Origin of the sequence: Novosphingobium sp. 9, assembly GCF_025340265.1 — a bacterium.
GTDB lineage: Bacteria > Pseudomonadota > Alphaproteobacteria > Sphingomonadales > Sphingomonadaceae > Novosphingobium.
Genome location: NZ_CP022707.1, coordinates 2,809,895 through 2,825,519, shown reverse-complemented (window position 1 = coordinate 2,825,519; position 15,625 = coordinate 2,809,895). Strand labels below are relative to the sequence as shown.

Genomic DNA, 15,625 nt, shown 5'->3' with positions numbered 1-15,625 from the left:
TCTCCGCTCGGCGAACGGTGCTGGACATCGCACGAGCCGCGATCATAGTGCGCGCCATGGCTGGCCTGCGCGCCAGTACACCAATCAGGGAGTCCCCCCAATGCGTTCCCCATTCTCCCGGCACTCGTCGCTGCGCCCGAAGCTGGCCGCGCTGCTGCTGGCCACCGCGCCTGCCGCGCTGGCCTTCGGCCAGCCCGCCATGGCCCAGAATGCACCTGCACCCAATACGCCTGCACCTGCCGCAGACCCGGCGCCTGCGATCGTGCCCGACGCCAATGCGCCCAAGGGCAAGCTGTCCGACGTCGCGGTGCCCGTGGCCTACCGGCTCGACCTGACGATCCAGCCCGAGCGCACGCACTTTTCCGGGCATACCGAGATCGACGTCGATTTCAAAAAGCCGCTCTCTTCGCTCTATATGCATGGGCGCGACCTGGCGATGGCGGGCGTGATGGCGCGCGTCGGCGGCGCGGTGGTGCCGGTGAAGTACACGCAGGTCGATGAACTGGGCGTTGTGCGGCTGGACTTTGCGAAGCAGATCCCCGCAGGCCGGGTGACGCTGGTGTTCGATTACGACGCGCCGTTCAGCAACGGCGGCGCCAGCCTGTTCCACGTCAAGGTGGCGGACAAGTGGTATGCCTGGACGCAGTTCGAATCGATCGACGCGCGCGGCGCCTTCCCCGGCTTCGACCAGCCCGGCTTCAAGACGCCGTTCACCGTCACGCTGACGACGGCGGCGGGCCAGCAGGTCTATTCCAACGCGCCGGAAGCGAGCGAGACGCCGCTCAAGGTCGATGCCAATTCGCCCGCCGCGCAGTATGACAAGGCCCATGGCCTGACCACGCCTGCCGAAATGGTGGTGCATCGCTTCGCGCCGACCAAGCCGCTGCCGACCTATCTCGTCGCCTTCGGCACCGGTCCGTTCGCGGTCGCCAAGGGCGAGGCCGCGCCGACGCCCGAGCGCGCCACGCCGCTGGCCGTGCGCGTGCTCGGCACCCAGCCCAACAAGGACAAGCTGGACTTCGCCTTGCAGAACACCGGGCCGATCGTCGGCCTGCTGGAGAAGTATTTCGGCGAGCCGTTCCCGTTCCCCAAGCTCGACCAGATCGGCTCGCCGATCATGGGCGGCGCGATGGAGAACGCGGGCGCCGATACCTATGCGGATGACCTCCTGTTCCTCGATCACGGCGCGTCCACGTCGCAGAAGCAGGAATTCGGCATGGTCGTCGCGCATGAACTGTCGCACCAGTGGTTCGGCGATCTGGTGACGCCCGCCTGGTGGGACGACATCTGGCTGAACGAAAGCTTCGCCAACTGGATGGGCTATCGCATCGGCAACGAATGGCAGCCCGATCTGAAGATCGGCGCAGGCGCCATCGACGAGGCGTTCCAGGCGATGAACATCGACGCGCTGAAGGCCGGGCGTCCGATCCATCAGCCGATCGCCACCAGCGGCGAGATCGACAGCGCCTTCGATCAGGTGACATATGGCAAGGGCGGCCAGGTGGTGGCGATGATTGCCGCCTATCTGGGCGATGCCAAGTTCCAGCAGGGCGTGCGTCTGCACCTTCAGCGCCATGCCTACGGCAATGCCACGACCGACGAATTCTTCGCCTCGCTGGCCGATGTCGCCAAGGATCCGCGCGTGGTCGATGCGATGAAGAGCTTCGTCGATCAGCAGGGCGTGCCGGTGGTCCATCTGGAGCGCAAGGGCGGCACCCTGCAGGTCAGCCAGAAGCGCTATGCGCTGTTGGGCTCGCAGGTTCCGGCGCAGAGCTGGACGATTCCGTTGTGCGTGCGCGTGGGCGATGCGCGCCAGTGCCAGCTGCTCGACAAGGCGAGCGGCACGATGACGATCAAGGGCAGCGGCGCGATCATGCCCAACGCGGGCGGCACCGGGTACTATCGCTTTGCGATGCCCGATGCCGAATGGGCGAAGCTGATCGCCACCGCGCCCACGCTGGTGCCGGGTGAGGCACTGGCGCTGACCGACAGCCTGTGGGCCAGCTATCAGGCGGGCGAAGTCAGCCCCTCGCTGCTGGTCTCGGCGATGAAGGCCATGGCGGCCAACCCCTATTCGGGCGCGGCAGTCGATGGCGGCGAGCGGCTTTCCGGGCTGCATGCCCGCGGGCTGATCGCCGAGGCAGATCTTCCGGCTTACCGCGCGGTGCTCGATGCGACCTATGCGCCCCGGCTGAAGGCGCTGGGCTTCGATCCGAAGGCCGGGGCCTATGCCTCGGACGATCCGGATCGCCAGAAGCTGCGCACGGACCTGATCGGCCTGCTGGCGGGCGAGGCCGAGGACAAGCCGGTGCAGGCGGCGCTGGCGAAAGCGGCGGGGGCGTACCTTGGCGGCGATGCCTCGGCGCTCGACCAGTCGCTCTACGGCGCGGGCTTCGGGGCCTATGTCGCCGATGGTGGTGCGCAGGCGGCGCAGGCGCTCTACGAAAAGGGCGTGGCGAGCGAGGATTCGCTGGTGCGCAGGGCGGCGCTGCGTTCGGTGGGCGCGAGCGGCAAGGCGGACATCGGCCAGTGGGTGCTGGACAAGTTCGGCTCCGACGATCGCCTGCGCGGTGCCGACAAGCTGACGATGCTGGCGGGCCTGATCTCCGATCCGGCGACCCGCGACATGGGCGTCAGCTGGCTGATCGCGCACTACGACATGGTGGTGAAGGACAACGGCATCTTCGTCGCCGCACGCCTGCCTTCCTATGCGGGCGGCTACTGCTCGGTCGAGAAGGCGGACGAGATCGAGAAGGCGCTGCGCCCCAAGGTCGAGCAGTACCAGCGCGGCGGGCTGGATCTCGACCGCGTGGTGGAGCGCATCCACGACTGCGGCGTGCTCATGGGCAAGCGCGGGGCGGAGTGGCCAGCGGCGCTGCGGGCCAAATAAGCCTCCGGGCATATGCAAAGGAAAGGGGCGCCGGTTCCGACCGGCGCCCCCTTTTTTGTTTCAGGATAAGCTTCCTGCGCTTACTTCGGCGCGTCGGCCACCTTGACCGAGCCGGTGCGCTCCAGCTTGCCCCAGCCCACCACGCGTCCGCGAAGGGCCGCGCTGATCGAGCGGATCACCACCGAATACATCAGCTGGCGATAGGCGAAGCGCTGGGCGATCAGCATCAGGCCGGGGAAGCGCTGGCGCTGCGGCTCCATGCGATAGGCGATCCAGCCCGCGATCAGGTCCACCGCGACGAACACCACCCAGTAGACGCCCATGCGCAGCACGTCGGTCTGGGTCTGTGCCCAGCCGTGCTGCTGGACGCGAACCCAGGTGCCGATGATCGAGATCAGCAGCGCCAGATCGATCACCGGAGAGATCGCGGCGAACAGGATCTGGAACACCCAGGCCTGCGGCATGCCGAACCAGGCAAGGCCGCGCGGCTCGCCCTTGCGCAGCACCGCGCGGTGCTTCCACAGGCATTGCAGCGTGCCGAACGACCAGCGATAGCGCTGCTTGGACAGCGCGGTGAAGCTTTCCGGCGCCTCGGTCAGCGCGATGGCTTCCACGTCGTAGGCGACGCGCCAGCCTTCGCGCTGGATGGCGATGGTCAGGTCCTGATCCTCGGCCAGCGTATCCTCGGGATAGCCGCCCACGGCATCCAGCGCGCTGCGCCGCCAGGCGCCGACCGCGCCGGGAACCACGGTGATCGCCCCCAGCGCATCGAGCGCGCGACGCTCGACGTTCTGCGCGGTGACGTATTCGATCGCCTGCCAGCGGGTGATCAGGTTGATGCGGTTGCCCACGCGCGCATTGCCCGCCACGGCGCCGATACGCGGGTTGACGAACCAGCGCACCAGCCGCCCGATGGTCTCGGGCAGGAACTGCGTATCGGCATCGAGCGCGACGACGATCTCGCCCGACGCGGCCTTGAGCGCGCGGTTGAGCGCGCTGGCCTTGCCGCCGTTTTCCAGCGTCATCAGCCGCACGCGCGGATCGTCGCCATAGTGGCGGGCGACCAGTTCGCTGGTGGCATCCTTCGATCCGTCGTCGGCGACGATCAGCTCGATCCGCGCATAGTCGCTGGCGAGCACGCGGGCGATCGAGGGAACGATCACCTTCTCCTCGTTGTAGGCCGGAATGATGACCGAGACGAGCGGGCGGGCGTCGGGATCGGCGGGTAGTTCGGGCGCGCGATCCTTCGAGCGGCGGTCGATCAGCGCCAGTGCGGTCAGGAACACCGCGCGCGCGATGCCCAGCGAAATGGCGAAGAAGAACATCCACTTGAGGATATAGAAGATGCCAGCCAGCGCCGCGAAGAAGCCCACGTCGGCGCGCACGGCGGCCAGGTCTGCCCCCGTCACCGGCGGCATCACCGCATCGCGCGACACGCCTGCCAGCTGCGAGACGGTGACGAAGCGATAGCCCTCGGCCTTCAGGCGGTCGATGATGATCGGCAGGGCGATGATCGTCTGCGAACGGTCGCCGCCACCATCGTGCAGCAGGATCACGTTCTCGCTGCGGTCGGGCGTGACGTTCTTCACCTGCGTCATCACCTCGTTGATGATGTGATCGACGCCGGGGCGCATCCAGTCGTCCGGATCGACGTGCAGGCCGACGATGGTGTAGCCCAGCGTCTGCGCCAGCGCTGCCGGTTCCAGTTCGTCTGCGGTGGTCGGCTCGGCGTCTCCGAAATAGGGCGCGCGGAACAGGCGGGTCGAGCGGCCGGTGTAGGCCTCGATCAGGCGCTGGGTGGTGTTCAGCTCCAGCTTGGTGCCAAGGTTCGATTCCTCGGCCATGTTCGGGTGGGTGTAGCTGTGGTTGCCGATCTCGAAGCCGTCGGCGTTCTCGCGCTGGAGCAGGCCGGGGTGTTCCAGCGCGTTCTCGCCGATCACGAAGAACGTGCCGGGGACGTGCTTGGCCTCCAGGATCGAGAGGATCTTCGGCGTCCAGTCCGGGTCCGGGCCATCGTCGAAGGTCAGCGCCAGCACCTTGGGATCGGCGCCGCCGGTGCGGTTGACGACGTAGGGCGTCGGCAGCACCTGATAGCTTTCGCCGGTGACGGTGCCATCCGGTGAGAAGGTCATCGTGCGCTGGCCGCCGGTGGGGCTGGCGCCGATGCGCAGCACTTCGCCGCTGCCCTCGACATCGGCCCCGCGCGAGGGCGCGATGGTCGACAGGTCGGGGCGGGTATTGTGGCGCAGGGCATTCAGCGCCTGCCAGTAGCCGGGATCTTCGCTGCCCAGACGCCACAGCGCGATGCCGCCGACATCGCCCAGCACCTGCATCTGGTTCCACGTCGCTGCGGCATCGAGCATCCAGATCGTGTGCTTGTGGCCGGAATCCTCGTAGGAAAAGCCGCTGTTGCCGCTGGCCGGATCGAACTGCGGGGTGGCGCCGCTGTCGTGCGCGGCGAGCCAGGCATCCTCGATCGCCAGCGCATCGGCGGTGCCGTCGTGCCAGTCATAGCCATAGGAGCCGAGCGCGACGACCAGCTTGTTCGCCGGGATCACGCCGCGCGCGGTTTCGAGGTTTTCCTCGAACCAGTCCTGCGCGGCGATCGGGCCGGGGGTGCCGCCCTGCCAGTGCTGGTCGTAGTCCATCAGCATGACGTGATCGACCGACTTGCCCAGCTGTTTCAGATACCAGACGGGCGCATCGGCAGGCACCGTGACCGAGAGGCCGAGGTTCGCCGCCTGCAGCTTCGCATGGGCCTTAGCCAGGAAGGCGGCATAGCGGGGCAGGGCATTGTCGGGCAGGTTCTCGATATCGAGCGTCACGCCCTGCCAGTTGTTCTTCTGCCCGGCGGAGACCAGATCGGCGATCAGCGCATCGCTGGCCTTGGCATTGTTCAGCAGGCGGACCATCGGCGCCCCGGCCCAGGCCTTGCCGTCGAAGTTCTGGACCATCATGTGCAGCTGCGGGCGGTGCAGGCGGGAGCGCATGATGGCGGCCAGATGCGGGTCGGGCTGGACCGTCAGGCGACCGGTCTTCGCATCGATCAGCGCATCGGCGGCGACGATCCAGTCGATGGAATCGTAATGCGCCTTCAGCGAGCTGGCGCTGTCCTCGTCCCACGGCACGTAATAGGCGATCGAGAGCGGCTGGCCCTTGATGCCGTTGTGGCCGCCCGGCAGCAGGTGGTGGCGCAGACGGGCGATGCGGGTGCGGAACGGCAGCGGCTGCTGGCGCTCGCCGCCGATCTTGAGCGCGGAGGCGTCCGGCACCTGCACGATGGTGCTGGCGAAGATCACTGACCAGCCCAGTGCGACGATCAGCAGCAGGCCGACAACGAAGCCGACCACCTTGCGGCGGCGTCCGGTGCTGTCGAAGAAGACGGGGGAGGTCATGCGCGCGAACCTTTCACGACGAGACGCGAAGACAGATCGCGGGCCGGTGTCATGGCGGGCGCATGGTCAGAGGCGAGAGCCGCTGTCAAGGCAAGAGGCTTGGTCAAGGAAGGATGCTTTCCAACCGCCCCTTGCACGATGCCTGGAAGGCGGACGGCGCGCGCTTGCGCCCGCGCGGCTTTCGGCTCCCTGAACGATCCGTCGCACTGCGCTGTGCGTCGATCGTGAAAGAGCCCGACCGCGCTCGCAAGCGCGCGCGGTCGGGCGGGTTTTGGTCGAGGCGTCTTATTCCGCCGCGTCGGCCAGCGGCATGACGGACGGTTCCGCTGCCGCGACGGCGCCCTTGGCGAGCGCGTCGAGCGAGGAGCCATCGAGCCCCAGCTCCTTCATCAGCCCGTCGATCAGCGGGGCTTGCGCGCGGTAGGCAAGCGCGGCGTTCACCGCATTGCCCGCCAGATTGCCCGAGCCGCCGCCGATGTCGTTCGCGGCCACGCCCGACGCGGCCCCGCCGGTCTTGAGGCCATCGACCTGCACGATCTTGATCGAATCGATCGCTTCCATCGGGCGCACCGATTCGCGCACGATCTCGGGCAGGACTTTCAGCAGCGCCATCTTCATCTGCAGCGAGACCTGATCGGACGAGAGCAGGTTCGCCGCCTCGTTGATCGCCCGCTGGCCCGCGGCTTCCACCTCGAAGCGGATCGCGGCCGCTTCGGCGCGCAGCTTCTCGGCCTCGGCCTCACCGTTCGCTTCCAGACGCGCGGCTTCGGCGCGGTTGGCGGCGGCGGTCTTCTCGGCCTCGGCCTGCACCGTCACCGCGATGGCCTGACGCTCGGCCTCCTTGGCCGCCTCGATCAGCTCGATGCGCTTGGCGCGCTCGGCCACTTCGGTTTCGCGGCTGGTCGAGACTTGTTCTTCGGCGGCGACCGCCTTTGCGCGGGCCTCGTCGGCCTGGGCCTTGGCCTGGCTTTCCTCGCGGCTCTTGTTCTGCACCGCGATCTGCTGTTCCTGCCGGGCCAGCTCGATCGCCTGGGCCTGCGCGATGCGGGCTTCCTGCACGGCGCGGTCGGCCTCGATCTGCTTGGCATCGACGATCTGCTTGGCCATGATCCGCGCCTCGTCCGCCTCGCGGCTGCGCAGGGCCTGCTCGCGCGCCACTTCCGAAGCCTGCTCGGCCCGGCGCATCTCGACCTCGCGCTCCTGCTCCAGCTTGGCGAACTGGTTGTCGCGCTCGATCTGGAGCGACTGGCGCTGGGCTTCGAGGTTCTTGGTCTCGATCTGGACGCGGGTTTCCTGCTCGATGTCGTTGCGGGCCTTGCGGCGCAACTCGATCTGCTCGGTCAGCTTGGTCAGACCCTCGGCATCGAACGCATTGTTGGCGTTGAAGTGCTCGATCGAGGTCTGGTCGAGGCCGGTCAGCGACACCGATTCCAGCTCAAGACCGTTCATCGCAAGGTCGGAAGACGACACCTGCTGCACCTTCTGCACGAAATCCGCGCGCTGTTCGTGCAGCTGGTTCATCGTCATTCCCGCCGCGACCGAGCGCAGCGCATCGACGAACTTGCCCTCGACCAGTTCCTTCAGCGCTTCGGGGTGCATGGTTCGCTGGCCCAGCGTCTGCGCGGCCATGGCAATGGCGCCCGCATCGGGGCGAACGCGCACGTAGAACTCGGCCTTCACGTCGATGCGCAGGCGGTCCAGCGTGATCAGTGCATCGCCGTTCTTGCGCTCCACGGCCAGACGCACGGTGTTCATGTTCACCGGCATCGTCTCGTGGAACACCGGCAGCACCAGCGCGCCGCCGTTCATCACCACCTTCTCGCCGCCCACGCCCGTGCGCACGAAGGCGATCTCCTTGCTGGCACGGCGATAGAGCCGGGCGACCAGCAGGGCGATGCCCAGGAACAGGACAAGGGCGATGCCGGCGACAATCGCCGGACCGACAAGAGCGTTCATGGATCAATCTCCTTCAAGGGACGCCGGCGGGGCAGGGTGCCCCGCACGAAAGGTCATCCCGGCTCAGCCGTGCAAGGCCCGTTGAACGGGCGCACGGCTAAGCGGGGGCGACAGGTTTCGCGTCGCGATGATGGTGGGGATCGACCGCAGGCGAGTGCGTCCCATCACGACGACAGGCGAAAGCTGTCGCAGCGATGATGGCCGCAAATGCGGGTGGCGTGAAGATGTGCCGGAATTAAAAAAACCTTCAGTCGAAAGTTTTTCAAAAGATCCGGTACAAGTGTGACGTTCAGCGCCGCGTGCTTTTCAGCGACATGCGCACATCGTCGGGTTACTCCTGATCAAGACGCGGCGGTCGGCACGATGCCCCGCTCTCGACTTCATCTTGTCTGTACCTGTTCATAGACGAATCGAAAGCACCTTCCCAGCGAAACCGGATATCTGCGAGTCGATTGCATGTGATAGGGTGCGGGGGAAGGCAGGAGAGGAGAACGCGCGATGCAGGTCATGGTCGTGGTCAAGGCCACCGAATTCAGCGAGGGCGATCCGCCGCTCGATCCCGCGATGATGGCGGCGATGGGCGCGTTCAACGACGAACTGGAGAAGGCGGGCGTGCTGGTGATGGCGCGCGGCCTGCGCTCCAGTTCGTATGGCCGCCGCGTCGCCTTCGATGGCGAGACGCGCGAGGTGATCGACGGGCCGTTTACGCCCGCCGGGGAACTCGTCGCTGGCTTCTGGATCTGGAACGTCGCCGATCTCGACGAGGCGACGGCGTGGGTGAAGCGCTGCCCCAATCCGATGCCGGTGCCCAGCGTGATCGAAATCCGTCCGTTCTACGAAATCGGGCGCCCGGTGGGTTGAGGTTTGAGAATGCCTGATCGGCATTCTCGGAAGCGGCACCGGCCCTCGCCCCCACCCTGCCACCCGCAGAATACTATCGTTGGGTGGCAGGGTGGGGGCGAGGGCCGGTGCCGCACACATTCGCGTCTCGCGAATGTGCAAACACGGACTCTTACCCGTCCAGTCGCGGCAGGTAGTGGTCGCCGCGGGCGATGGCCTTGAACAGTTCGCCCTCGCGGCGGACCAGCAGGACTTTCTCGCCGGTGACGAAGCGTTGGTCTGCGCTGTCGGGCTCCAGCATGACATGGTGCGCCTGTCCGTAGGTGTCGATCACGCGGGCGCGCGCCGGGTTGCCGGGGCTGGCGGTGCCGACGACGATCTCGCCCTCGCGCCCCACGAGGCTGCCGACATGGATCGCGCTGGTCTCGTCGCTGGGTAACAGGTGCGCGAGCGGGCGCGAGGCAAGGCCGGTGGCGGGAAGCGCGGCGATCCCGGTCAGCGGGCCGACGATCCACGCGGTCAACGGCTGGCCGGTCAGCGAGAGCAGCAGCCCCTGCGCGCCAAGGCCGATCAGTCCGAACAGCGTGAGCAGCAGCATCAGCCAGACGAGGAACGGCACGCGGCCCAGCCCGATCAGCGAGAGCAGCCCGGCGTCCACCGGCATGCCGTGATCGCTGCCGGCATGCGCGTCGAGATGGCTGTCGATATGCGCGTCGATGTGGCTCCCCAGAAGGTCCGCCGCACCGGCGACCTGCAACAGCGCCAGCATCAGCATCAGCCCGATCGCGGCGGTGAAGGGCAGGCTCTGGGCGAGCCCGAGCAGTTCAAGCATCGCCGATTCCCGGTGTCGAAGCCGGGCCGGTCAGGCGCGCCTCGACATACTTCGTCTCAAGGAACCGTCCGCGCGTGGCCAGCGCATCGAGATCGCCCTGCGACAGGTCCAGGCTCATCGCCTCGATCTCGTCGGCGATGGTGCCGAGGCCCTCGACCAGCTGCGCATCGGGGGTGCTTCCCGCATGCGCCTTGCCGCGCAGCGAGGCGGGAATGCGGGTATAGCTGTCGACCAGCGCGGGCAGATGCTCGGATAGCAGCTTGCGCACCTCGCGCGCGGCGGGCCGTTTGCATCGAGCGTCTGCAACTGCGGTTGCAGCTGTTCCAGCCGCACGCCGATCATGTCCACCGCGTCGAGCGCAGGGGCGGGCAGGGCGCGGCGACGGCTCTCCAGCCACAGCTCGGTGCTGGCGGCGAGTTCGGCAAGTTCGGCAGAACCCAGCTGGTCGGCACGCGGGCGAGGGCTGGGCGGATAGAAGGCAAGCACCGCGAAGGCGACCATTGCCAGCAGGATCGCCAGCAGCGTGGTGGTGAATGGCAGCCCGCCCATCACCAGCGCGGCGACGAACGTCGCCATCACGATGGCGGCGGCGGCGAGGAACGCCCGGCGCAGCCGCCGCATGCGGTGCGCCCAGCGCGCGCGGCGCGCCTGCTCCAGCCGCATCGCCCGCTGGCGACGGGCGGCGCGCACGATCTCCTTCTTCACGGTGATATCGCGTCCCGCTGCCATCGCGCTCAGTCCAGCGCCTCCAGCATGGCGCGCGCGGCCTTGCTGTCCCCGCTGGCGGCAGCGTCGGAGGCGCCCTGCGCGCGGGCGATATAGGCGCGCGACTTGCCGACTTCGCCTTCCAGCGCCGTCACCGTCTGCTTCATCGAATCGAGCGCCTGCAGCTTGAAGGTGTCGATCGAATCCATCGTGTCGTAGATGTTCTGGAACGCGCGGCTCAGCGTTTCGAGCGGGATCGTCGCGGCGGCGGCCTGCTCGTGGATGCGCGCGGTGTTGTCCTTGAGCATCTGGCCGGTCGCATCGATGATCTTGGCGGTGGTGGTGTTCAGCGCGGTGATCTGGTCGAGCACGAGCCGCTGGTTGGTCAGCGCCTGTGCCACGGTCACGGCAGTGCGCAGCGCGCCGACCGTGGTGGTGGAGGCGCGGTCGACACCCTTGATCAGCTCGACGTTGTTCTTCTTCACCAGATCGAGCGCGAGATAGCCCTGCACCGTCACCGCCATTTGCGTCAGCAGGTCCTGCGTGCGCTGGCGGACATAGAACAGCGCGCTCTCGCGCACCGCCTTGGCCTTGGCCGGGTCGGTGTGATCGAGGTCGTTGGCCTTGCTCTCCAGCGTCTCGTCCAGTGTCTTGGACATGTAGATCATCTGCTCGAGCTTGCCCATGGCGGCCCACAGGTTCTGCCGCTCGACGTCGATGGCGGCATTGTCCATCAGCAGTTCGTCCTTGCCGCCCTGAAGACGAGCGAGGATCGCGCTGATATGGCTTTGCGAGCTCTTGTAGCTGTCGAAGTAGTTGCGCAGCTTGTTGCCCATCGGGATCACGCCGAAGAGCTTGCGCGGCGCGGTGAGGTTGCCCTTGGTCGAGGGATCGAGGTCCTCCACCGTGCGGCGCAGTTCGGCAAGGTCGGCGCCGACGCCGTTGTCCTTGTCCATCGCGCGCACCGGGCGGTCGAGGAAGCGGTTCGACTGGCCTGCCGCCTCGGCGATTTCCTTGCGGCCCATGTTGGTGATCTGGTCCACCCGGCGGCCGAATTCGGGCGAGGTGGCGTCCTGCGCGATCAGATCATCGACAAAATCATCGACGCGTGTTTGCAGCTTGGACTTCTGATCGTCGGAGACGGGGACGAGGCCTGCCGCCTTTTCCGCGCGGATCACCGGCACCGGATCGGGCGGGGTCAGCGTCAGTTCGGCTTCCGGTGCCTGTGTAGCGGAAGTGTCGGCCATATCGTGTCGTCCCAAGTCCCAGCGCCCATACCCAAAGTGGCATGTGCAATTGCGAGAGCGAATCTAGGATCGCCCCGGCGGCTGCACAAGCAAAACAGGAAGGAACGGCGAGCCTATTTCGACGGAAGGCCGGTAAAGGCCGACGTGCGACGTGCGCGGCGTCGGCCTTTCGCGAGCGGCGAGCGGCGATTACTCGCCCAGATTGCCGTGCATGCGCCCGATCAGCGACAGGAAACGGTCGAAGTCGGTCTTGGTGAAGCCGCGGATCGCCTGGTTGTAGACCGGCGAGGACAGCTCGCGCGCCTTGACCAGACGGGCGGCGCCGTCTTCGGTGATGGTCACTTCGGTGACGCGGGCGTCATAGCTGGCGGCGGCCAGCGAGACGAGACCCGCCATCTCCATGCGCTGGACGATTCGCGTCATCGTCGAGAGCGGAATGACGGCCTTCTGCGCGATCTCGCGCACGCCCCGAGGCGATTTCTCGCCCAGGATCATCAGCACGCGCCAGCTTGGGATGTCGAGGTCGATCGTGCGAAGTCGTTGCTCGATCAGGCTGTTGTACCGGCTGGCCAACCTGATGAGACGATAGAACGGGTAATTCGCAAGCTCGAACTCCGGCGTGACCGGATCCCCCAGTACTCGATTATCCAAGTGTTTCCCTCCTGTTGGCCTTGGTTCCAGTGCCCCCACCGAACCAAGCGCCAAGGCCCTAAGATGGTTCCTTCTGCAACGAAATACCGGCCTTCGCCAAGGAAAAAATGTGTCAGGGTGTCGAGTCGTACTATCTGGTACAGTTATCGCAGTGGAAACCAACCTGAACTGCGCATGACTGAGAAACATGACAGCAACAATCGCGAAGCTCAGGCTTATTTCCGGCAATCCGGGCGATGGATGGCATAAAGGCGCAATCCTGTATAAGGGCGCGGCCATGCTGCGACTTTCCGATCTCATGCTGCCGCTCGATCATTCGGGCGAAGACCTCGACCGCGCCATCTGCGAGCGCCTCGGCATTGCGCCTGAGGAACTGTTGCGCGTGATCGTCGCCCGGCGCGGCAACGATGCGCGCCGCAAGAGCGCGATCAAGCTGGTCTACACGCTCGACCTGCATCTGGCGGACGAGGCGGCGGTGCTCGCACGCCACGAGGGCGACCAGCATGTGCGCCCGACGCCGGATACCTCCTACAGGTTCCCCGTCCGCGCGCCCGAGGGCTGGGACGGCCCGCGTCCGGTGGTGATCGGCGCGGGGCCGTGCGGGCTGCTGGCCGCGCTGATTCTGGCGCAGATGGGCTTGCGTCCGATCATCGTCGAGCGCGGCAAGGCGGTGCGCGAGCGGACCAAGGACACCTGGGGGCTGTGGCGCCGCTCGGTGCTCGATCCCGAAAGCAACGTGCAATATGGCGAGGGCGGCGCGGGCACGTTCTCGGACGGCAAGCTCTATTCGCGCATCAAGGATTCGCGCCATCTCGGGCGCAAGGTGCTGACCGAGTTCGTCAAGGCGGGCGCGCCGGATGATATCCTCTACGAAGCGCATCCGCATATCGGCACCTTCCGCCTCGTTACCATGGTGATGTCGATGCGCGAAACGATCGAGCAACTGGGTGGCGAATACCGTTTCGGCACCCGTGTCGACGATTTCGAGATCGAGACGGATGAGGTGGGCGAGCGTCGTCTCGCCGCGCTGCACCTCTCGAACGGCGAGCGGCTGGAAGCGCGCCACGTCATCATGGCGATCGGCCACTCGGCGCGCGATACCTTCGAAATTCTCCACGAGCGCGGCGTCTATGCCGAGGCCAAGCCGTTCGCCATCGGCGTGCGGATCGAGCATCCGCAGAGCTGGATCGACAAGGCGCGCTACGGTGAGTGCGCGGGCAACCCGATCCTGGGCGCGGCGGCCTATGCGATCTCGCATCAGGCGAAGAACGGCCGTACCGTCTATTCGTTCTGCATGTGCCCCGGCGGGCGCGTGGTCGCCGCGACCAGCGAGGAAGGCCGTGTCGTCACCAACGGCATGAGCCAGTATTCGCGCGCCGAGTTCAACGCCAACTCCGGCCTCGTCGTCGACGTCACGCCCGAGCGCGATTTTCCGGGCGGCCCGCTCGAAGGGCTCAAGCTGCAACGCCAGCTGGAAGAAGTGGCCTATGCGGCAGGCGGATCGAACTACGACGCGCCGGGACAGACGCTGGGCGATTTCCTCAAGGACCGGCCCTCGACGCAGTTCGGCGTGGTCGAGCCGAGCTACAAGCCCGGCGTGAAGCCCACCGATCTGGCTCAGGTGCTGCCGCCCTTCGTGGTCGAGGCGCTGCGCGAGGCGATCCCGGTGTTCGGCCGCAAGGTGCCCGGCTACGATCATCCCGACGTGGTGATGACCGGCGTCGAGACGCGCACGTCCTCGCCGGTGCGCTTCACGCGCGGCAAGGACCTGCAGAGCCTCAATACGCGCGGGCTCTACCCTGCGGGCGAGGGCGCGGGCTATGCGGGCGGCATTCTCTCCGCCGCCGTGGACGGCATCCGCGTCGCCGAGGCGCTGGCGCTTGATCTGTTGGGCGACCTGCTGGGCGAGACGGCGGACGCAGAGGCATGAGCCAGCCCTACGATGCGATAGTGCTGGGCGCCGGCGCCGCCGGGCTGTTCTGCGCGGCAACGGCGGGGCAGTGCGGCAAGCGCGTGCTGCTGCTCGACCATGCCGAGCGGGTGGGCAAGAAGATCCTGATCTCGGGCGGCGGGCGCTGCAACTTCACCAATATCCACACCGCGCCCGATCGCTACCTTTCGGCTAATCCGCACTTCGCCAAGTCGGCGCTGGGGCGCTTTTCTCCGCGCGATTTCCTGGTGCTGGTGGAGGCTTACGGGATCGCCTGGCATGAAAAGACGCTGGGCCAGCTGTTCTGCGACGGCTCGGCCCGCCAAATCGTCGACATGCTGCTGGAGGAGTGCGCGAAAGGCCATGTCGACGTGCGCTGCGGCGAGGCGCTGGGCGGCGTCGAGCACGGGGATGGCCTTTATCGCGTGACTTTCGGCGCAGAGGTGTTTGCGGCGCCCGCGCTGGTGATCGCCACCGGCGGGCCGTCGATCCCGAAGATGGGTGCGAGCGGCGTGGCCTATGACCTCGCGCGGCAGTTCGGCCTGAAAGTGGTGCAGCCGCGCCCGGCGCTGGTGCCGCTGACGCTGCCCGGCGACGAGGCGCTGTTCCGCGACCTTTCGGGTGTCGCCACCGAGGTCGAGATCGTCTGCAACAAGGCGAGGTTCCGCGAGGCGGCGCTGTTCACGCATCGCGGCCTGTCCGGTCCGGCGATCCTCCAGATCTCCAGCTACTGGCAGCGCGGCGACACGCTGCACACCCGTTTCCTGCCCGACCGCGCGCCCGGCTGGCTGATCGAGGCCAAGCGCGAACGCCCGCGCGCAGGGTTCCGCAAGGTGCTGGGCGAGGGCCTGCCTGACCGTCTGGCCGAAGCGCTGTGCGGGCGGCTGGGGATCGAGGGCGAGATGGCGGCCCTCACCGACAAGGCCCTGCGCGCCGCCGAGGAGAAGCTGGCGCGCTGGCCCTTCGTGCCCGATGGTTCGGAAGGCTATGCCAAGGCCGAAGTCACCGCAGGCGGGATCGACACCGCAGGCCTCTCGTCCAAGACGATGGAGGCGCGCAAGGTACAGGGGCTCTACGCCATCGGCGAGGCGGTGGACGTCACCGGCTGGCTGGGCGGCTACAACTTCCAGTGGGCATGGGCCAGCGGTCGAGCCGCAGGCGAGGCGATCTAAGGCGCGC

General features: G+C 67.1%; 11 protein-coding genes. 4 read left to right on the top strand and 7 right to left on the bottom strand.

Going from position 1 to position 15,625, the window contains the following annotated elements; all coding sequences use genetic code 11:
- Positions 1-100 precede the first annotated feature (100 nt).
- Complete coding sequence (locus CI805_RS13775) at positions 101-2,890, top strand: M1 family metallopeptidase (RefSeq protein WP_260924434.1); 2,790 nt, start codon at positions 101-103, stop codon at positions 2,888-2,890.
- An 80-nt stretch (positions 2,891-2,970) separates the two neighbouring features.
- Here the strand turns inward: CI805_RS13775 and CI805_RS13770 are convergent, their stop codons facing one another.
- On the bottom strand, positions 2,971-6,285 hold the full coding sequence (locus tag CI805_RS13770; RefSeq protein WP_260924432.1) for a glycosyltransferase: 3,315 nt from the start codon (positions 6,283-6,285) through the stop codon (positions 2,971-2,973).
- Between the two features lie 285 nt (positions 6,286-6,570).
- Complete coding sequence (locus tag CI805_RS13765) at positions 6,571-8,241, bottom strand: flotillin family protein (protein WP_260924431.1); 1,671 nt, start codon at positions 8,239-8,241, stop codon at positions 6,571-6,573.
- Positions 8,242-8,739: 498 nt separating this feature from the next.
- Between CI805_RS13765 and CI805_RS13760 the strand changes: the two genes are divergently transcribed.
- Positions 8,740-9,102 carry a YciI family protein gene (locus CI805_RS13760; protein WP_260924430.1) on the top strand — a complete coding sequence of 121 codons (363 nt, stop codon included), beginning with the start codon at positions 8,740-8,742 and terminating at the stop codon, positions 9,100-9,102.
- Positions 9,103-9,253: 151 nt separating this feature from the next.
- Here the strand turns inward: CI805_RS13760 and CI805_RS13755 are convergent, their stop codons facing one another.
- From CI805_RS13755 to CI805_RS13735, 5 genes are all read right to left on the bottom strand, one after another.
- Positions 9,254-9,913, bottom strand: coding sequence for a YqiJ family protein (locus CI805_RS13755; protein ID WP_260924429.1), 660 nt, complete (start codon positions 9,911-9,913; stop codon positions 9,254-9,256).
- Positions 9,906-10,031 (bottom strand): hypothetical protein, encoded by a 126-nt coding sequence (locus CI805_RS13750; RefSeq protein WP_260924427.1) that lies wholly within the window; start codon positions 10,029-10,031, stop codon positions 9,906-9,908. The genes CI805_RS13755 and CI805_RS13750 overlap by 8 nt, the downstream gene beginning before the upstream one ends.
- A complete protein-coding gene (locus CI805_RS13745) occupies positions 10,028-10,642 on the bottom strand; it encodes a hypothetical protein (RefSeq protein ID WP_260924425.1) in 615 nt (204 codons plus the stop codon). Before CI805_RS13745 ends, CI805_RS13750 begins: the two co-directional genes overlap by 4 nt.
- A 5-nt stretch (positions 10,643-10,647) precedes the next feature.
- Positions 10,648-11,865 carry a toxic anion resistance protein gene (locus CI805_RS13740; protein WP_260924423.1) on the bottom strand — a complete coding sequence of 406 codons (1,218 nt, stop codon included), beginning with the start codon at positions 11,863-11,865 and terminating at the stop codon, positions 10,648-10,650.
- Positions 11,866-12,054: 189 nt separating this feature from the next.
- Complete coding sequence (locus tag CI805_RS13735; protein WP_260924421.1) at positions 12,055-12,516, bottom strand: MarR family winged helix-turn-helix transcriptional regulator; 462 nt, start codon at positions 12,514-12,516, stop codon at positions 12,055-12,057.
- Positions 12,517-12,793: 277 nt separating this feature from the next.
- On the opposite strand from CI805_RS13735, the gene CI805_RS13730 reads away from it, so the two are divergent.
- Both CI805_RS13730 and CI805_RS13725 read left to right on the top strand, forming a co-directional pair.
- Positions 12,794-14,446, top strand: a complete 1,653-nt coding sequence (locus tag CI805_RS13730) for an NAD(P)/FAD-dependent oxidoreductase (RefSeq protein ID WP_260924419.1) — start codon at positions 12,794-12,796, stop codon at positions 14,444-14,446.
- Positions 14,443-15,618: an NAD(P)/FAD-dependent oxidoreductase gene (locus tag CI805_RS13725; protein WP_260924417.1), complete on the top strand. Its 1,176-nt coding sequence runs from the start codon at positions 14,443-14,445 to the stop codon at positions 15,616-15,618. The genes CI805_RS13730 and CI805_RS13725 overlap by 4 nt, the downstream gene beginning before the upstream one ends.
- Positions 15,619-15,625 lie beyond the last annotated feature (7 nt).